15 protein-coding genes and 1 tRNA gene are annotated in these 19,078 nt (G+C 70.9%); 8 read left to right on the top strand and 8 right to left on the bottom strand.

All coding sequences use genetic code 11. The annotated features are described in order from the left end of the window. Positions 1-97 precede the first annotated feature (97 nt). Positions 98-2,827: a phosphoenolpyruvate carboxylase gene (ppc, locus tag ABT170_RS16575; protein WP_329943776.1), complete on the top strand. Its 2,730-nt coding sequence runs from the start codon at positions 98-100 to the stop codon at positions 2,825-2,827. Between the two features lie 45 nt (positions 2,828-2,872). Here the strand turns inward: ppc and ABT170_RS16580 are convergent, their stop codons facing one another. From ABT170_RS16580 to ABT170_RS16605, 6 genes are all read right to left on the bottom strand, one after another. Beyond that, positions 2,873-3,343, bottom strand: coding sequence for a hypothetical protein (locus ABT170_RS16580; protein ID WP_329943775.1), 471 nt, complete (start codon positions 3,341-3,343; stop codon positions 2,873-2,875). An 86-nt stretch (positions 3,344-3,429) separates the two neighbouring features. Next, positions 3,430-4,023, bottom strand: a complete 594-nt coding sequence (gene pth, locus ABT170_RS16585; protein WP_266922901.1) for an aminoacyl-tRNA hydrolase — start codon at positions 4,021-4,023, stop codon at positions 3,430-3,432. A gap of 148 nt (positions 4,024-4,171) precedes the next feature. Then, positions 4,172-4,756, bottom strand: a complete 585-nt coding sequence (locus ABT170_RS16590) for a 50S ribosomal protein L25/general stress protein Ctc (protein ID WP_329943774.1) — start codon at positions 4,754-4,756, stop codon at positions 4,172-4,174. 201 nt (positions 4,757-4,957) lie between these two features. After that, positions 4,958-5,935, bottom strand: coding sequence for a ribose-phosphate diphosphokinase (locus ABT170_RS16595; protein WP_266922903.1), 978 nt, complete (start codon positions 5,933-5,935; stop codon positions 4,958-4,960). Positions 5,936-6,054: 119 nt separating this feature from the next. Next, on the bottom strand, positions 6,055-7,503 hold the full coding sequence (glmU, locus tag ABT170_RS16600; RefSeq protein WP_351867990.1) for a bifunctional UDP-N-acetylglucosamine diphosphorylase/glucosamine-1-phosphate N-acetyltransferase GlmU: 1,449 nt from the start codon (positions 7,501-7,503) through the stop codon (positions 6,055-6,057). A gap of 109 nt (positions 7,504-7,612) precedes the next feature. After that, positions 7,613-7,685 (bottom strand) — tRNA-Gln (locus ABT170_RS16605). 268 nt (positions 7,686-7,953) lie between these two features. On the opposite strand from ABT170_RS16605, the gene ABT170_RS16610 reads away from it, so the two are divergent. Then, positions 7,954-9,267, top strand: coding sequence for a sensor histidine kinase (locus tag ABT170_RS16610; protein WP_329943772.1), 1,314 nt, complete (start codon positions 7,954-7,956; stop codon positions 9,265-9,267). Positions 9,268-9,514: 247 nt separating this feature from the next. Here the strand turns inward: ABT170_RS16610 and ABT170_RS16615 are convergent, their stop codons facing one another. After that, positions 9,515-10,015: an SUKH-3 domain-containing protein gene (locus ABT170_RS16615; protein WP_329943771.1), complete on the bottom strand. Its 501-nt coding sequence runs from the start codon at positions 10,013-10,015 to the stop codon at positions 9,515-9,517. 10 nt (positions 10,016-10,025) lie between these two features. Then, positions 10,026-10,550, bottom strand: a complete 525-nt coding sequence (locus tag ABT170_RS16620) for a YwqJ-related putative deaminase (RefSeq protein ID WP_329943770.1) — start codon at positions 10,548-10,550, stop codon at positions 10,026-10,028. A gap of 237 nt (positions 10,551-10,787) precedes the next feature. Here ABT170_RS16620 and ABT170_RS16625 point away from each other — a divergent pair, with 237 nt between their 5' ends. The 6 genes from ABT170_RS16625 (at position 10,788) to ABT170_RS16655 (ending at position 18,988) form a co-directional block, all read left to right on the top strand. Then, complete coding sequence (locus ABT170_RS16625) at positions 10,788-11,765, top strand: SMI1/KNR4 family protein (protein ID WP_329943769.1); 978 nt, start codon at positions 10,788-10,790, stop codon at positions 11,763-11,765. A gap of 5 nt (positions 11,766-11,770) precedes the next feature. Continuing rightward, the gene (locus ABT170_RS16630; protein WP_351867996.1) at positions 11,771-14,323 is read left to right on the top strand and encodes an SUKH-4 family immunity protein; all 2,553 of its coding nucleotides are present in this window, start codon (positions 11,771-11,773) and stop codon (positions 14,321-14,323) included. A gap of 201 nt (positions 14,324-14,524) precedes the next feature. Beyond that, positions 14,525-15,433 carry a coiled-coil domain-containing protein gene (locus ABT170_RS16635; protein ID WP_351867998.1) on the top strand — a complete coding sequence of 303 codons (909 nt, stop codon included), beginning with the start codon at positions 14,525-14,527 and terminating at the stop codon, positions 15,431-15,433. 953 nt (positions 15,434-16,386) lie between these two features. Continuing rightward, on the top strand, positions 16,387-16,758 hold the full coding sequence (locus tag ABT170_RS16645) for an SseB family protein (protein WP_351868001.1): 372 nt from the start codon (positions 16,387-16,389) through the stop codon (positions 16,756-16,758). After that, a complete protein-coding gene (locus ABT170_RS16650) occupies positions 16,755-17,333 on the top strand; it encodes a hypothetical protein (protein ID WP_351868003.1) in 579 nt (192 codons plus the stop codon). The genes ABT170_RS16645 and ABT170_RS16650 overlap by 4 nt, the downstream gene beginning before the upstream one ends. Beyond that, positions 17,333-18,988, top strand: a complete 1,656-nt coding sequence (locus ABT170_RS16655) for a WXG100 family type VII secretion target (protein WP_351868006.1) — start codon at positions 17,333-17,335, stop codon at positions 18,986-18,988. Before ABT170_RS16650 ends, ABT170_RS16655 begins: the two co-directional genes overlap by 1 nt. Positions 18,989-19,078 lie beyond the last annotated feature (90 nt).

Below are 19,078 nucleotides of genomic sequence, written 5' to 3' on the forward strand. Positions count from 1 at the left end.
AGCGCGGTCCGCACCCGCTTGTCGGGGCGTGGCGACAGCACCGCTGCAGCCGAGGGCCCCGGATCCCGTGCTCAACCACTGCAAGGAGCCGCACACTGTGAGCAGTGCCGACCAGACCCCTGCCGCCAGCCCCGAGCTGCGGGCGGACATCCGACGCCTCGGCGACCTGCTGGGCGAGACCCTCGTACGTCAGGAAGGCCAGGAGCTCCTCGACCTCGTCGAGCGGGTCCGCGCCCTGACCCGTACCGACGGCGAGGCCGCGGCCGAGCTCCTCGGCGACACGGACCTGGAGACCGCCGCGCAGCTCGTGCGCGCCTTCTCCACGTACTTCCACCTCGCCAACGTCACCGAGCAGGTCCACCGCGCCCACGAGATGCGCGACCGGCGTGCCGCGGAGGGCGGGCTCCTCGCCCGCACCGCCGACCGGCTGAAGGACGCGGACCCCGAGCACCTGCGCGAGACGGTCAAGAACCTCAACGTCCGGCCCGTCTTCACCGCACACCCCACCGAGGCCGCCCGGCGCTCCGTGCTCAACAAGCTCCGCCGTATCGCTGAGCTTCTCGAAACCCCCGTCATCGAGGCCGACCGCCGCCGCCACGACCTCCGGCTGGCCGAGAACATCGACCTCATCTGGCAGACCGACGAACTGCGCGTCGTGCGGCCCGAGCCGGCCGACGAGGCCCGCAACGCCATCTACTACCTCGACGAGCTGCACGCCAACGCCGTGGGCGACGTCCTGGAGGACCTCGCCGCCGAGCTGGAGCGCGTCGGCGTCGAGCTGCCCGCGGGCACCCGTCCGCTCACCTTCGGCACCTGGATCGGCGGCGACCGCGACGGCAACCCCAACGTGACGCCCGCCGTCACCTGGGAGGTGCTGATCCTCCAGCACGAGCACGGCATCACCGACGCGCTGGAGCTCGTCGACTACCTGCGCGGGCTGCTCTCCAACTCCATCCGCTACACCGGCGCCACCGACGAGCTGCTGACCTCCCTCCAGGCCGACCTGGAACGCCTCCCCGAGATCAGCCCCCGCTACAAGCGGCTGAACGCCGAGGAGCCCTACCGCCTCAAGGCCACCTGCATCCGGCAGAAGCTCGTCAACACCCGCGAGCGCCTGGCCTCCGGCACCCCGCACCGCCCCGGCTGCGACTACCTCGGCACCGCCGAGCTGATCGCCGACCTCGCGCTCATCCAGACCTCGCTGCGCGAGCACCGCGGCGGTCTGTTCGCCGACGGCCGGATGGACCGCACCATCCGCACCCTGTCCGCGTTCGGCCTCCAGCTCGCCACCATGGACGTGCGCGAGCACGCCGACGCCCATCACCACACCCTCGGCCAGCTCTTCGACCGGCTCGGCGAGGAGTCCTGGCGCTACGCCGACATGCCGCGCGACTACCGGCGCAAGCTCCTCGCCAAGGAGCTCCGCTCACGCCGCCCGCTCGCCCCGACCCCGGCCCCGCTGGACGCCGCGGGCGAGAAGACCCTCGGTGTGTTCCACACCATCAAGGAAGCCTTCGAGCGCTTCGGCCCCGAGGTCATCGAGTCCTACATCATCTCGATGTGCCAGGGCGCCGACGATGTCTTCGCCGCCGCCGTCCTCGCCCGCGAGGCGGGCCTCCTGGACCTGCACGCCGGCTGGGCGAAGATCGGCATCGTGCCGCTGCTGGAGACCACCGACGAGCTGCGCGCCGCCGACGTCATTCTCGACGAGATGCTCGCCGACCCGTCGTACCGCCGGCTGGTCTCCCTGCGCGGCGACGTGCAGGAGGTCATGCTCGGCTACAGCGACTCCTCCAAGTTCGGCGGGATCACCACCTCCCAGTGGGAGATCCACCGCGCCCAGCGCCGGCTGCGCGACGTCGCCCACCGCTACGGCGTACGGCTGCGGCTCTTCCACGGCCGCGGCGGCACCGTCGGCCGCGGTGGCGGCCCCTCGCACGACGCGATCCTCGCGCAGCCGTGGGGGACGCTGGAGGGCGAGATCAAGGTGACCGAGCAGGGCGAGGTCATCTCCGACAAGTACCTCATCCCCGCGCTCGCCCGGGAGAACCTGGAGCTGACCGTCGCGGCCACCCTCCAGGCCTCCGCGCTGCACACCGCGCCCCGGCAGTCCGACGAGGCCCTCGCCCGCTGGGACGCGGCGATGGACACCGTCTCCGACGCGGCGCACGGCGCGTACCGCAAGCTGGTCGAGGACCCCGACCTGCCCGCGTACTTCTTCGCCTCCACCCCCGTGGACCAGCTCGCCGAACTGCACCTCGGCTCCCGTCCCTCCCGCCGCCCCGACTCGGGCGCCGGGCTGGACGGACTGCGGGCCATCCCGTGGGTGTTCGGCTGGACCCAGTCCCGCCAGATCGTGCCCGGCTGGTACGGGGTCGGCTCGGGCCTCAAGGCCCTGCGCGAGGCCGGACTCGGCACGGTCCTGGACGAGATGCACGAGCACTGGCACTTCTTCCAGAACTTCCTGTCCAACGTCGAGATGACCCTGGCCAAGACCGACCTGCGCATCGCCCGGCACTACGTCGACACGCTCGTCCCCGACGAGCTGAAGCACGTCTTCGCCGACATCGAGGCCGAGCACGCGCTCACCGTGAGCGAGGTCCTCAAGGTCACCGGGGGCACCGAACTGCTCGGCACCAGCCCGGTGCTCCAGCAGACCTTCTCCATCCGCGACGCCTACCTGGACCCGATCTCCTACCTCCAGGTGTCGCTGCTGGCCCGTCAGCGCCGGGCCGCGGAGCGCGGCGAGGAGCCCGACCCGCTGCTCGCGAGGGCCCTGCTGCTCACCGTGAACGGTGTCGCCGCGGGTCTGCGCAACACCGGCTGACCGCCGCCGGGGCGCCGGGGCGCCCCGCCGGAGGGTGCGGTCCTGTCACAGGGCGACGAACGTCGCCACCAGCAGGACCGCACCCGCCGTCCCGAAGCCCCACGCCGTGCGGGACAGCCGCAGTCCGCCGCCGATCACCAGGGCGGCCAGCAGCAGGGAGCCACCCAGCGGCATCCAGGCGTGCAGGAAGCCCGGCGTTCCGACGCGTACGGCGGCATCGGTGCCGGGCTTCACGACCACGGGGAAACGGTCGCCCTTCTTCGCCGCGACGGACTTCTCCACCGTCAGCCGGGAACGGTCCGGCGACTTCGCGTCCGGCTCGTAGGGGCCGGTGCACCATTCCTCACCGCATCCGGTGACCGTCATCGTGCCGTGCTCACGGCCCTTGGACAGCACGATGTGATGGGCGGTGTTCCAGGACGACCACGCGCCCGCGACCAGCAACAACAGGGCTACGAGACCCATGGCGGCCAGGCGGCCGACGAGTATCGCGCGGTGGGGAGAGCTCCGCTTCATGGGGGCAGATCCTTGGCCAGACCGGCACCCCGGGTCAACCTGTGGCCGAAAATCGCCCCACGGGTGGTGGGTATGCCGCGGGAATGTCAGGAGTTGTACGCGCTCTGCGCCCGCTCCAGCCCCTCCGCGAGCAGGCACTCCACCGCGTCCGCCGACCGGTCGACCAGGAACGCCAGCTCCTTGCGCTCGGTGGATGAGAAGTCCTTCAGCACGAAGTCCGCGACCTGCATCCGGCCCGGCGGCCGTCCGATCCCGAACCGCACCCGGTGGTAGTCCGGTCCCATCGACTTGGTCATGGACTTCAGCCCGTTGTGCCCGTTGTCGCCGCCGCCGAGCTTCAGCCGCAGCATGCCGTAGTCGATGTCCAGCTCGTCATGGACCGCGACGATGTGGTCGGTGGGCACCTTGTAGAAGTCGCGCAGCGCCGTCACGGGGCCGCCGGACAGGTTCATGTACGACATCGGCTTCGCCAGGATCACCCGGCGGCTCGCCGGTCCCGGCGGCCCGATCCGGCCCTCCAGCACCTGCGCCTGCGCCTTCTGGGCGCGCTTGAACTTCCCGCCGATCCGTTCCGCCAGCAGGTCGGCGACCATGAAGCCGACGTTGTGGCGGTTCGCCGCGTAGTCGGGGCCGGGGTTGCCGAGGCCCACGATCAGCCAGGGGTCGGTGGCGTCGGACATCGCGCTGGGTCTCCTCGGGTGCGGGCGAGTGGATGGGGTGCCGGTACCGAGCGGTCGATACAGGCAGACGGGGCGGCGGAACCCCCGGAGGGGAACCGCCACCCCGTCAGTCAAGCAGGTGCGGTGAGGCTCGGAGCCTGTCGGACTCTCAGGCCTCGGTGGTCTCGGCGTCGGCGTCGGCCGACGGCTCCTCGGCCTGCGCGGCGACGACCTGGAGCACGACGGCGTCCTCGTCGCCGGCCAGCACGGAGCCGGCGGGCAGCGGGATGTCCTTGGCCAGGATCGAGTCACCGGCGTCCAGGCCCGCGACGGAGACCGTGACGGACTCGGGGATGTGGGTGGCCTCGGCCTCGACGAGCAGGGTGTTCTGCACGTACTCCAGCAGGTTGCCGCCCGGGGCCAGGTCGCCCTCGGCGTGCACGGCGATCTCGACGTTGACCTTCTCGCCGCGCTTGACGGTCAGGAGGTCGACGTGCTCGATGTTGCCCTTGAGCGGGTTGCGCTGCACGGCCTTCGGGATGACCAGCGCGTCCTTGCCGTCGATCTCCAGACCGATGAGGACGTTGGCCGTACGCAGCGCCAGCTGGAGCTCGTGGGCCGGCAGGCTGACGTGGACGGCCTCGGCGCCGTGGCCGTAGACGACCGCGGGAACCAGGTTGGCACGGCGGGTGCGGCGGGCGGCGCCCTTGCCGAACTCGGTACGGACCTGAGCGGCGAGCTTGATCTCAGCCATGGTTGCACTCCTCGTAAGTGACGGACGTCGAATGGTCACCCGGCCCACGACAGGCCTGCTACGAAGAGCGCGTCGATAACGGATCGCCGTACCGAACAGGTACGGCCTCCCTCGCCGAGCAACTCGCTGAGTCTACCCGGCGGGGAGGCCGCACCCCAAAGTGGATCTACCGCACCCTTACGGGCACGGCCTGAGCAGGGACTACTCCTGCTCCTCGAAGAGGCTCGTGACCGAACCGTCCTCGAAGACCTCGCGCACCGCGCGCGCGATCGTCGGCGCGATCGACAGCACCGTGATCTTGTCGAGCTCCAGCTCGCCCGGCGTCGGCAGCGTGTCGGTGAAGACGAACTCGCTGACCTTGGAGTTCTTCAGACGGTCGGCGGCCGGGCCCGAGAGGACACCGTGCGTCGCCGTCACTATGACGTCCTCGGCGCCGTGCGCGAACAGGGCGTCGGCGGCGGCGCAGATCGTGCCACCGGTGTCGATCATGTCGTCGACCAGGACACAGACCCGGCCCTCGACGTTGCCGACGACCTCGTGGACGCTGACCTGGTTGGGCACGTCCTTGTCGCGGCGCTTGTGGACGATCGCCAGCGGGGCGTCCAGACGGTCGCACCAGCGGTCGGCGACCCGTACGCGGCCGGCGTCCGGGGAGACGATCGTGAGCTTGGTGCGGTCGACCTTGGCACCGACGTAGTCGGCCAGGATCGGCAGCGCGAACAGGTGGTCCACCGGGCCGTCGAAGAAGCCCTGGATCTGGTCCGTGTGCAGGTCGACCGTGAGAATGCGGTCGGCACCGGCCGTCTTCATCAGGTCCGCGATCAGGCGGGCCGAGATCGGCTCGCGCCCGCGGTGCTTCTTGTCCTGGCGGGCGTAGCCGTAGAACGGCACGATCACCGTGATGGACCGGGCCGACGCGCGCTTCAGCGCGTCCAGCATGATCAGCTGCTCCATGATCCACTTGTTGATCGGAGCCGTGTGGCTCTGGATCAGGAAGCAGTCGGCGCCACGTGCGGACTCCTGGAAACGCACGTAGATCTCACCGTTGGCGAAATCGAAGGCCTTCGTCGGCACGAGACCGACACCCAGCTGGTGTGCGACCTCCTCGGCCAGCTCGGGGTGGGCGCGGCCGGAGAAGAGCATCAGTTTCTTCTCGCCGGTCGTCTTGATCCCGGTCACAGCACAGTCTCCTCAGACGTGTATCTGGCGCCGCACGCATAGGTCCCGATGTGCAACGAGCCAGCCGAAATGGGTGAGCATCTATCACGGTACGCCGTGTCGGGCGCACCTGTTTCCGGTCAGCTTTCGCCGTTGGTCTCCCCGGACGCCGCGTGGGCGGCCTGCGCGGCCGCGCTGCCGGGACGCTTCCGGGCCACCCAACCCTCGATATTCCGCTGCTGGCCCCGGGCGACGGCCAGCGAACCCGCGGGCACGTCCTTCGTGATGACCGACCCGGCGGCGGTGTAGGCACCGTCCCCCACCGTGACGGGTGCCACAAACATATTGTCCGAGCCGGTACGGCAGTGGGAGCCGATCGTCGTGTGGTGCTTCGCCACTCCGTCGTAGTTCACGAACACGCTGGCGGCACCGATGTTGGTGTGGTCGCCGATCGTCGCGTCGCCCACGTAGCTCAGGTGCGGGACCTTCGTGCCCTCGCCGATCGTGGCGTTCTTCAGCTCCACGTACGTACCGGCCTTGGCCTTCGGGCCGAGCCGCGTGCCGGGCCGCAGATAGGCGTACGGGCCCACCGACGCCCCGGGGCCGACCTCGGCCGAGTCCGCGACCGTGTTGTCCACGCGCGCGCCCGCGTGGACGAGCGTGTCCTTCAGCCGGGTGTTCGGGCCGACCTCGGCGTCCTCGCCCAGATGCGTGGTTCCCAGCAGCTGCGTGCCCGGGTGCACGGTCACGTCCTGCCCGAAGGTGACCGTGGCGTCGATCAGCGTCGACGCGGGGTCGACCACCGTCACGCCCGCCAGCATCGCCCGCTCCAGCAGCCGCTCGTTGAGCAGGGTGCGGGCCTGGGCGAGCTGGAGCCGGTTGTTGATGCCGAGGATCTCGCGGTGGTCGGCGGTGACGCAGGCGCCGACGCGGTGCCCGGCCTCGCGCAGGATGGACAGGACGTCGGTGAGGTACTCCTCGCCCTGGCTGTTGTCCGTACGGACCTTGCCGAGCGCGTCCGTCAGCAGCTTGCCGTCGAAGGCGAAGACCCCGGAGTTGATCTCCCGGATCGCGCGCTGCTCCTCGGTGGCGTCCTTGTGCTCGACGATCTCGGTGACCGCGCCGCTGGCCGCGTCGCGGACGATGCGGCCGTAGCCGGTGGAGTCGGGGACCTCGGCGGTCAGCACGGTGACGGCGTTGGCGTCGGAGGCGTGCGTGGCGGCGAGCGCGGTGAGCGTCCCGCCGGAGAGCAGCGGGGTGTCGCCGCAGACGACGATCACGGTGCCCTCGACGGCGCCGCCGAGCTCCTGGAGCCCGATGCGCACGGCGTGGCCGGTGCCGTTCTGCTCGGACTGGTAGGCCGTCCGTACGGGAGTGTCCGCGGCGGAGAGGTGTGCGGTGACCCGCTCGCTCGCGTGGCCGACGACCACGACGAGGTGCTGGGGGTCCAGCTCGCGGGCGGCGGCGACGACATGTCCGACGAGCGAGCGCCCGGAGATCTCGTGCAGGACCTTGGGAGTCTTCGACTTCATGCGGGTGCCTTCACCCGCTGCGAGGACGACGACGGCGGCCGGGCTGATGGCGCTCACGGATGTGCCCTTCGGCTTCGGGTGGTGGACATCCGCAGGATACCGGGGGTGTTTCCGCGTGAAACGAGCGCGGGCCCCGACCGGTGAGGTCGGGGCCCGTGTACGTGTGCTCCCCCATCAGGATTTGAACCTGAACAGACGGTACCAAAAACCGCAGTGCTGCCTGATTACACCATGGGGGATCAATTCCGACTGAACCGGACATTATGTCGGCCCGCCGGATCGGCACCCAACACTATGCCGTACCGACCGCCTTCTCCGCGACGACGAACCCGCCCGCTCCCGGCCGCGCGGGGGTGGCGGCGGGGCGGGTGGAGGCGGCAAGGGAGACAAGAGGGACAAGGGCGACAAGGTGCTCGCGACGCGGGCCGGCGGTGTTCTTGCTCGCATACGGCGCGCGGTGTCCGGGTCACCCGAAAATGAGATGCGTGCGCCCGTAGGCTGGAAGGCATGACCGCAACGGGGGCAGACCAGGAAGCGGCGGGCCCGACCACCCGCGGCTACTGGTGGTGGGAACGGCGGCGCAGTGTCGCCCTGGACGTGGGACTGGCGCTCTTCTCGGCGCTGGAGTGTGCGCTGGAGGGGGTTGAGTTCGCCCGGGACACCGGACTGCCGGTGCCCATCGGGGTGCTGTTCGGGCTGTTCGCCGGCTCGGTCCTGGTGGTACGCAGGCGCTGGCCGATCGCCGTGGTGCTCGTGTCGATCGCGACGACGCCCGCCGAGATGGGCTTCCTGATGGGCCTTGTGGGCCTGTACACGCTGGCCGCGTCCGAGGTGCCGCGCAGGATCACCGTCGTACTGACCGGAATGTCGCTCGTCGGCACGTTCATCGTCACCTACGTACGGATGCGCCAGAGCGTCACCGAGCAGGCCGACTTCGGGCCCGACGACTGGTACGTACCGCTGACCTCGCTGTTCATGTCGCTGGGGCTGACGGCGCCCGCGCTGCTGTTCGGCCTCTACATAGGGGCCAGGCGCCGGCTCATGGAGAGCCTGCGGGAGCGGGCGGACTCCCTGGAGCGGGAGCTCTCGCTGCTCGCCGACCGCGCCGAGGAACGCGCCGAGTGGGCGCGGACCGAGGAGCGCACCCGCATCGCCCGGGAGATGCACGACGTGGTCGCGCACCGGGTCAGCCTGATGGTCGTCCACGCGGCGGCGCTCCAGGCGGTCGCCCCGAAGGACCCCGCGAAGGCGGTGCGCAACGCCGCGCTGGTCGGTGACATGGGACGCCAGGCGCTGACCGAGCTCCGCGAGATGCTCGGTGTCCTGCGCAGCGGCGACGCGCTGGTCGCGCCCGCGGCGGGAGGCCGTCCGCCCCTCGCCGAGGTGGGCCGGGCGGCGGCTGCCGCGGCGGCGGCGGCGAGCGAGGACGGGCCGCGCCTGCACGAGGTGGAGAAGCTCGTCGCGCAGTCACGGGAGGCCGGGATGACGGTCGAGCTCTCGGTCCACGGCGAGCTGCGCCCGTACGCGCCCGAGGTCGAGCAGACCGCGTACCGGGTGGTGCAGGAGGCCCTGACGAATGTGCACAAGCACGCGGCGGGGGCGAAGACCTGGGTACGGCTCGCACACCGCGGCGAGGAGGTCGCGATGCAGGTGGAGAACGGCCCCTCCGACAGCGCCGCGGCGGACGCGGGACTGCCGAGCGGGGGCAACGGCCTGGTGGGGATGCGGGAGCGGGTGCTGGGGCTGGGCGGCGTGTTCGTCTCCGGCCCGACCGACGCGGGGGGCTTCCGGGTCTCGGCGGTACTGCCGGACGCGGGCTGAGCCGGGGACCGCGCGGATCCCGGCCCGGGTCGCTGGGGCTGTGCTGTGCGGATCCCGGCCCGCGTCGCTGGGGCTGTGCTGTACGGGTTCCGCCCCGGGGCGCCGGGACTGTGCTGTGCGGATCCCTGCCCGTGCTCGGATCCCGGCCCGTGCGGATCCCTGCCCGTGCGGATCGCGGTCCTGTGCGGGTAGCAGGCCCTACGGACTCACGGCCCCCAGGGGCCACGGCCCGCCCGCTCGGGCGTCGTCAGCCCGGTGCCAGCCGCGACGGCTGGGCGCCCGTCACCAGCGTGGCCAGGGCCTGGTCGATGTCCGCGCCGAGGTACCAGTCGCCCGTGTGGTCGATGCTGTAGACGCGTCCCTCGTTGTCGATCGCGAGCACGGCCTGCCCTTCCCCCTCCTCGCCGAGCGGGCTGACCTCCGTCTCCAGCGCCCGTCCGAGGTCGCCCAGCGTCCGGGCGAGATGCAGCCCGCTCATCGGGTCGATGCGCACCGCGGCCGGGGCGATCTGGCGGCCCGGCGCGGAGGCGGTGATGTGCAGCCCGCCGAACTCCGCCCAGGCCTCGACGGCCGCCGGGAACACGGCGTGCTGATGTCCGGCGGGCGAGGAGTGGGAGCGCAGCTCGTCCGCCCATTCCTCGGCCTGCCGGATGTCCCAGCGCCCCGGCTGCCAGCCGGCGTCGCGCAGGGCGGCGTCGACGGCGACGGGGAAGCGGGTGGAGGTGTGCTGCTGATGTCGGTCGTGCATCTGCGCGCGGTCAGCCCTTCTCGGCGGTGGTCGCCGCCCCGGTGGCGGTGAGGTCGACGGGGCGTACGCCGAAGTGGGCGAGCATCGCCGTGCAGGAGCGGCAGGGCGGCGCGTAGCTGCCGTGCAGGGGGTCGCCGTCCTCGCGGATCCGGCGGGCGGTGATGCGGGAGTGCTTCAGCGCGCGGCGGGCCTCGCCGTTGGTCAGCGGCTTGCGCTGGGCCCGCTTGGAGCGGCTGCCCTCCGCGGCGGTGAGCTGCCGGGACAGCAGTATGGCCTCGGGACAGCGGCCGGTGAAACGTTCGCGCTGGCCGCTGGTGAGGGTGTCGAGGAAGTCCTGGACGAGTGGGTGGAGCACGGGCGGCTGGTCCCCCTTGCCCGCCGTGCACGTGAGCGTCTCCCCGCGTACGGACAGCGCTGCGGCCACGGCGGGCAGGATGCCGTCGCGGCGGTGGTGCAGGCGGGGGGTGCGGCTGGTCTCGGTGCTCCTCCAGCTGAGTCGCGGGTCCCCGGATGTCGTTGTTTGTGCCATATGCATGGTGCTGGCGTCCCTCCCTGCAATCCCCCGAGTTGCGGGGACAGCCTGCCAAATGTGCCGGGTCGTGGGGAAGCTGGGGCGGTGAAACGTGTCCTCGTGTCGCCCGAAGGGGGCGAAACGGTCGCTCCCTCCGTCACGTCGAAGTGACGGTTCGTGACCGATGCGGAGGGGCGGGACCCCCTGTTGCCCCACCGCATAGGCTGTGCGGAACACCAGACGCAGCAGGGGGCAACCGCCATGACGACAGGTCGGCTCGGGCAGCAAGCCGCGCCACCGAACGCGGCCTACGCCGGGCAGGTCGTGCACTTCCCGGACCCGGTCCGGGCGTCCCGCCACCCCAGGGGTGTGCGCGTGGACGGGAACGGCCATCCGGAACTCTCGCCGTACGCGCGTGCCGCCGCGGAGATCGCCGATCCCCCGCAGGGGTTCGGCGTCGACGAGCTGCGGCTCACCGACTATGTGTCGGCGAACGCCGCACTGGCGGCGAGCGGACATGAGCTGTGGGACACGATCCCGGCGGTGGCCACACCGCACGGCTGGACCTGGCACCACGTGGCGGGCGGCCGGCGGATGGAGCTGGTCCCGGTCGAGGTGAAGGCGCTGCTGCGCCATCACGCCGGCCTGGCCACGACTCCGGTCGACCAGAACCGGCGCGGCACCCGTCCGCTCCAGGAGACCCGGCCCGCGCACTTCCGGCTGCCGAAGGGCGCCGTGGCGGTGAGCGAGCAGCAGGTCCTGAACGTGGAGGAGGACCTCGGCTACCGGCTGCCGGGCGCGTACCGCACCTTCCTGAAGGCGGCGGGCGGCTCGGCCCCGGTGGGCGCGGCGCTGGACGCGGAGCTGGGACTGCTGGTGGACCAGCCGTTCTTCACGGTGCGTGAGGAGGCCGCGATGAACGACCTGCTGTACGTGAACAAATGCCTGCGGGACCACTTCACCAAGGACTACCTGGGCGTCGGCTTCGTCCAGGGCGGCATCCTCGCCGTGAAGGTACGGGGCGACAGCATCGGCTCGGTCTGGTTCTGCCCGTACGACGACGCCAGGGACCAGGACGGCTGGAGCGTGCAGGAGCGGGCCGAACGGCTGCTGCTGCCCTGCGGTACGGACTTCGATGTGTTCCTCCAGCGGCTGGCGGGCAACCCGCCGGAACTGGAGACCGTGGCGAACCTGATGGTGGACGGCGGCTTCGCGCAGGCCGTCCCGGTGGAGGGGTGAGCGCGATGGTGACCTTCGCGCAGGCGCAGGAGCGGGCGGACGAGTGGGTCAACGGCGACGTGGCCGCGTACCAGCACCGCGAGGTACGGGTCCGTGAGTTCGAACTCGGCTTCGTGGTGTGGGCCGAGGACCGGGTGGACGGCCCGGTCTCGGACGGCGGGCGGCAGCGGCTGGTGATCGCCCGCGACAGCGGTGAGGCCACGCTGTGGCCCGGTCTGCCGGTGGGCGAGGTGATCCGGCGGTACGAGGAGGAGTACGGCGCCTCGGCCGGAGCACCGGTCGCGCCGGAGCCGCCCCAGCGCATCGACCTGAATCAGACGTCGTTCCTGCTGACTCCGCCGGAGTGGCTCCAGGAGGCGGCGGACAAGCTGGGGATCCCGGACCGGCGCGCGGGCGCCGACACGGATGAGGACACGGCCCCGGCTCCGGAAGCGGATCGGGTCCCGGCCCCGGCCGCGGGGATTCCGGCCGCGCCCGTGGTCCCGGCCGCACCCGCAGCGCCTGTTCCGCCCGTTCCGCCTGTGGTCCCGGCCGCACCCGCAGTCGACCACGAGCCCACGGCCTCCGAGGGCGTGCCCGCGTCCGCGCCGCACTCCGTGCCTTTCGGGGCCACCCCGTGGGCCGGCACCGACACCAACGCGGGCTCCGACGAGGGCGCGGTCCCGCTGCCCGCCACCGTGTTCGCGCCGCCGCTCTCGGGGACCGACGACGAGGGGGCCCCGCCGCCGGTCGTATCGGCCGACGCCCCCACGGCGCTGATGTCCGGCGGCAGCCAGTTGCCGCGTACGAGCCTCGCGCCCGCGCTGAACACGCGGCCGGGCCCCGATGCCGGTGACATCGCGGACGCGGCCACCAGCAAGGCCGCCGTGTCCCCGCGCAGCGCGCGGGGAAGCGTCTCGACGACTCCGCCGCCGCCCGGCGCCCCCGGTACTCCCGGCGTACGCCCCGGTGCGACGCCACCACCTTCGGGCCCGGGTGCGCCCGGCGCTCCGGCGGGCGGCTATGTGCCGACCCAGCTCGTCTCCCAGCTCGGCCCGCCCGGTCCGCCGGGGCCGCCCGGAGCGACGCCGCCTCCCGGGCTCCCCACGCCTCCCGGTCCGCCCGGAGCGACACCGCCTCCCGGTCCGCCCGGACCCCCCGGAGCCACGCCCCCGCCCGGCGGCGGGATGCACCACGCGGCGACGATGTTCGCCGACGGCAGCAGCCTCGGTGGCCCCGGCGGTCTCGCGGCCCCGCAGCCTCCGGGCCCGCCCGGCGCTCCGGGCGCCGGTGCGCCGCAGCCTCCCGGCCCGCCGGGTCCTCCCGGCCCTCCCGGCCCGCCCACGCCTCCGGGCCCGCCCGGCGCGCCGCAGCCGCCCGGCCCGCCCGGTCCGCCCGGACCTCCGCCCGGCGCCACGCCGCCGCCCGGTGGCGGGGTGCATCATGCCGCGACGATGCTGGCGAGCCCCGCCCAGGTCGGCCCGCCCGGTGCTCCGGGTGCGCCCACGCCCCCCGGCCCGCCGAATCAGCACACCCCGCACACCCCGCACGGTCCGCACACCCCGCCGCCTCCGTCGTACGGCTATCCGCAGCAGCCCACCGGTCAGCCGACCGTCGGGCCCGGCTACCAGGCCGTACTGCGCTACCGGGCGCCGGACGGCAGTGAGCAGCAGCTGATCCGCCGCTCGGCGCCCGGCACCCCGCACCCCGAGTGGCAGATGCTGCACGAGCTGCGCGCGATGAACGTGCCGCCGCAGCAGGTGATCGAGCTGCACACCGAGCTGGAGTCCTGCGAGCTGCCGGGTGGCTACTGCGCCCGGATGATCCGGGAGACCTGGCCGCAGGTACGGATCACCAGCGTCGCCCCGTACGGCACCGACCACGCGAGCCGCCAGCAGGGCATGCAGCATCTGCTGACGCACCAGGGCGAGCTGCACCAGGTCGCCGACGGCCCTGCCCGGCCCGCGCCGGTACGGGCACCGCTGCCGCAGATGCCGCCCGCCCCGGCCATTCCGCCGGAGGCTGTCGCGGAGGAGCTGCTCCAGGCCTTCGGCCCGCAGGGCGTGCTCCGCTTCGACCAGCGCGCCGTGTCCCGGCAGGGGGTGCCCGAGATCGTGGGGCGGACCCTGGTGTGGGCGGGTCTGCCCGCCGATTTCGGGCCGTTCTTCTGGGCGCAGCCGGGTCAGCCGGTGGTGCCCACACTGGCCGAGCTGGCCACGCAGCGGCAGGTGCAGCCCGCCTCCGACGCGGGCTCGTACCTCGTGATGGGGACGGACTTCGGCCGGGCGATCTGTGTCCAGTACGGCACGGCGAACATCGTGGCCGTACCGGTGGAGGCAGGACCGGGCGGGCAGCCGGTGCCGCCGCAGTTCGTCAACACCGGGCTGCCGGAGTTCGTGCGCTCGATGGCGCTGCTCGGCCGGATGTGGCGGCTGCGCTACGGGCTCAACCCGGAGCAGGCGGGCCGCTGGACCGTCGACTTCCAGGCACAGCTGGTGGCTCTGGACCCGGCGGCTCTCGCGTCGCCGGAGAGCTGGTGGTCGGTGCTGCTGGAGCAGATGTGGGACGGGCTGATCTGACCCGTACGAGCCCCGTCGCCGATGGCTGGGAAGCGCCCGGACCCCTGGAATGAGCCAGGGGACCGGGCGTTTCCGGCTTCCCGGGCTGTGATGCCGGTCGCTTCCGGAAGGAATCCCGCTGATCGATTCAGACTTCCGTCACCAATTACCGCATCCTTGACGTATTGATGGGGTGTCGGAGAGTCGGAGAGAGGCTTCAGGATGAGTGCTGCACCGGATTCCGCGTACGGCTTTGTCGGCGTACGGGGACGTGGCTACCGCCCTGAGCAGGTGGACCGCATGGTGGCAGCCCTGTCGGCGGAGCGGGACGCGGCGCTGGCCGAGATCGCCCGGCTGTCGGACCTGACACAGGAGCTGGCCGCCGAGTCGGCCCGGCTGGGCGAGACCGTGGCCACGCTCGCCCCGCAGACCTACGCGGAGCTGGGCGAGCGGGCCCAGCGGATCCTGGCGCTCGCCGAGAGCGAGGCCGAGACCCTGCACGACGCCGCCCGGACGGACGGCCAGCGGCTGCGGGACGAGGCGGAAGCGGTGGGACGCGCCGCCGGGGACGCGGCCCGCGAGCACTCCGCGACGGTACGGGAGGCGGCCGAGGCCCACGCGGAACAGGCGCTCGACACCGCACGCCACACGGCCGAGGAGACGGTGTCCACGGCCCGCCGGGAGGCCGCCGAGGTCGCAGGGACCGCCGAGGCGGGGATGCGGGAGACGCGTCGCCGTACGGCGAGCGTACTGGCGCACCAGGAGCAGGAGCACGCCGAGCGCTGGAAGGTCTCGGAGGCCGAACTCGCGGCGGAGGAAGCCGCGTCGGCCGCCCGGCACGCCGAGCTGACCGAGCGGGCCGAGGCACTCCTCGCGGAGGCGAAGCGAGCCCTCGCGGAGACCGAGGAAGCCGTCCGGCACGGCCAGGAGGACGCGGAGGCGAGCGCCGCCGAACTCCTCGCCGAGGCCCGGGTACGCGAGGAGCGGGTGGTCCGCGAGACGGAACGCGTCCTGCGCGAGCACGAGGAGGGCCGCGAGGAGGTGCAGGCGCACATGAAGCACGTACGCAACTCGCTCGCGGCGCTCACCGGACGCGTGACCCCGGCCGAGGACGACGAGGCGGAGGGCTGAGGGCGGTGGGGTGGGGCGCTGAGGACGGGCGCTCCGCCGGCTGCTGCTCCGACCGCACAGGTTGACCGGTTCGGTGTCTCCGGCTGTATAGCGGCTCAAGAGACGGTCGTTGTAGCCCAGGTCCCCGAAAGAGGGTGGGGGCCTCGGCGAGGTTTCCGGGGCCGCACGCGGCGTGGAAGATCTTCTCAGCGGTCCAGGTATGCACCCAGCCCTGCGTGCTGCGGCTGACCTCTTGGAGGGTGTACTCGCGCCCTTCCAGGCCCCTCTGCTCCAGATCGATGCCGATGGTTCAGCCGAGTTGTCGAGCGTGGCGATCTACGCTCCACTCGTGCCTCCAGCCGCCGTCGCACTGCTGCGAGTACCAGTTCTGCAGCCAGTTGAGAAGGGGCTCCGCATCGCTCATGACAGGTGATGCTGAGCGAGCCGCGCCGGGTTCGGGCGTGACTGGTCCATCCTGCAGGGGAAAAGCGATGTCGGAACCGGTACGAGTACGCAGACTGACCTGCCAGGAGGGGCAGCGGCTGCAGCAGACGAAGAAGGCATGCGCTGGGGGAGGACGCCCTCGCTGTTGCAGCAGGACCTGCAACCCGGGGAACCTATGCGGTCACAGCACTACCCCGGGGTCATCCGATCCAGAATCCGGCTCTCAGCGTCGACCTCGGTGATCGACATGAACGCAGCTTCTGAGGGCAACGGGCACTGGATCAGGCCGATTCAGCACTTCGATGCGGGCGATCGTGACGTACGGCGGCCTTCAGGCAGGTAGGTCGGGATACGTTCGTCCTCCCGAGCGTGCCAGGCGTCGCTGGCGAGGGCTGGCCTGCGAAGAACTGATGGGGGAGTTCTGGGTGGGGTTTGACGAAGAGTGGGGCCAACTACGGGCGGAGGCGGCTGCGCGGTTGGCTTCAGCGCCAGCCATCACAGCAGGTGCGTGCGCAGCGCCTCTGCTGCCCGTGGACGTTGATCCGGTTCGGGATGCGCGGGAGGCGGTACTGGAGAGGCTGACGGACTTCCGCAGCCGGGCGGTCTTGGTGCCGCGAGATGAGAGTGGCGGGCTGTGGACGGCTGACCTTGGTGGCCTGTACTGGATCTGCGCGTTCTCGGATGAGGAGGCGCTGTTCCGGTTCGCGGAGGCGCGGGACGAGACCGGGCGGGAGTGGCCGTACCGGCGGATGATCGGCGCACGGCTGCTGGACGAGGTGATTCCGGTGCTGGACTTCCCGTGTGGGGTGGCGCTGAACGCGGCGGGTCCCGACGGAATGGTGTTCCCGCCAGTACGTGGCATCGTGCCGGACGCTGCGGCGCTCGATGGGGAGGCGGCGTGAGCGGCGAAGGGCCGGACCTCGACATGTCCAAGCTGGCGCTTGATGAGATCGCGCGGGGGATCACGGAGACTCTGGGAGAGCTGAAGGAACTGGGGTGGATCGGTTCGGCGAGTATGGGGGGAAATTTCTCCGCGCTGAAGCTGTCGGGGCTTGAGACGGGCCACGATGGTCTCACTTCAGCGCTGGGTGTTTTCTGCGAGCGCTGGGGGTGGGGGGTCCGGTCGCTTGTGCAGAAAGGTAATAAATTTGCGACAGATGTGGGTTTATCAGCGGGTTTGATGCACGAGCAGGATCAGTACATCCAGGGCAGTTTCAAGGTACTGACGAATGCGGCGATGGGAAATCCGTACGCGTCCGAGGCGGACGTCGTGGGCCAGGATTGGCGAGGGGTTCTGTCCGAGAATCTGTACACGCACGTCCGGGACGCGGACTACAGCAGGGAGTCTTTCGAGACGGCCTGGGACGAGAGCAAGAACGTCTGGAGAGAGACGTACAGCGACGTCGCTGCGCCCACGCACTGGAGCAAGCTCACGGACATCGCACAGGACCCGGGCACTGAGCGTGGCGATCCCTGATGACGGACTGGGGAGGCCTGGTCAACAAAGGCCTGGGGAAGTTGGAGGGCGGCTGGGAGTCCACCAAGAGCCTGGTCGGTGAAGGGGTCGACAAGGCAACCAATGGGATCGGCGGAGCCCTCGACTACGTCGGGGCCCACGACTGGGCGGACGGCGCAGAGGATTGGGGTGACGACGTTGCCTCTGGCCTCGGCGCGTCGGTACGGGAACAGCAGCTCGGTCAAACAGAGCAGGCGAATGAGCTCATTCACGGTACGCCTTCCGCGATCCGGGAGTCAGCGAAGCATTTCACGGACTTCCAGACTGCCTTCGACCGGGTTGGCGCGGGGATGCGGGCGCTGGATTCGGGTAGTTGGAAAGGTGCGGCGGCGGATGCCTTCCGGGAGAGATTCGCCCTGCATCCGGCGGACTGGATGCGAGCGGCGGATGCCTGTGAGGCGGCCGGCAAGGCGCTGCTGCATTACACGGACACCGTGGAGTGGGCCCAGACGCAGGCGCAGCAGGCGATCGACTTGTACAAGCAAGCCGAGAAGATCTCCAAAGGCGCCCACGACGCCTACATGGCGAAGGTCGATACATACAGCGCGGCAGTCAAGGCAGGCCGTGATCCTGGACCGGAGCCGATACGTGGTGCCGATTCCGGCGAGGCGTTGTCCGAGCAGGCCCGGGAGCTCCTGGCCGAGGCACGGCGCCAGCGCGACGGGGCCGCCGAGTCGGTTCAGCGTGTCCTTGAGGCGGCGATGGAGCACGCTCCGGCGGAGCCGCCGCCAGCAACTGCGGCGCTGGCCGGGATAGGAGACTACGCAGGTGCACAGTCGGTGGAATTCACACACTTCGTGGGCGGCGTGGTCAAGGGCACGGCGGGCCTGGCCAACTTCGCCCGCGGGCTGAATCCGCTGGACCCCTACAACGTGACCCACCCGGCCGACTACCTGCGGCACAGCAACATGACCCTGGCGGGGCTCGTCACGACCGCCGCCCACCCGGAGCGAATCCCGGCCGCACTGATCGAGAGTTTCAAGAGTGACCCGAGTGAGGGTTTGGGGCGAATGGTGCCGGAGTTATTCGGCACGAAGGGGCTCGGCGGAGCCAGAGCAAGCGCGAGACTATCCCCCAAAGAGAGTATTCCCGGTCGCAGCAGCAGACTCCTCGATGGGTTGGCGAGTAGAGGTTCCGGCTCTCCGCTTCCAGATTTTGAAGATGTTCGTCGGGCTGTTGTCGAAAGTAAACCAGAGCCTCTTTCGCGATCGTGGCCCGATACGGACGGTCGATATTATGCGAGTCGAGTGCTGAAGGGTGGGCGCTCGGACGGGGAAACGGTGCTGGCCGGCCATGGATACATCGAAATGGGGGCCGGCGAGATAGTCGTTCCGCCAGGAACGAAAATATCATTCTATGTGCCGCACGGTGATAGGATTCCAGGCCTGAATGGAGTTGCGATTGAAGGCGGGTCTTATCCCGGAGGGGCCTTGGAGACCTTTGGGCCTGGGGATCGTATACCGAATTACACCCTCGCACCCCCGGAAGCCAAGGGGGCCGGTGGTTTCACCGTGTACGAAAATTCCACAACGGTTGCTCAGCGTACGATGCTGTCAGATCTCCTCAAGGGAGATATGGGGAACGTTCACTGGGCCGCATGTCGCGAGTTCAAATAATGGGAAGAACGGCACGAGCAGGATGGGGTGGAGCAGTGGGTTTCGGCTTGGGGCAGGCGGGTGCGGAGTGGGTTCTTACGGATGTGTCCC

This window comes from Streptomyces sp. NPDC001787 (assembly GCF_040297465.1).
GTDB lineage: Bacteria > Actinomycetota > Actinomycetes > Streptomycetales > Streptomycetaceae > Streptomyces.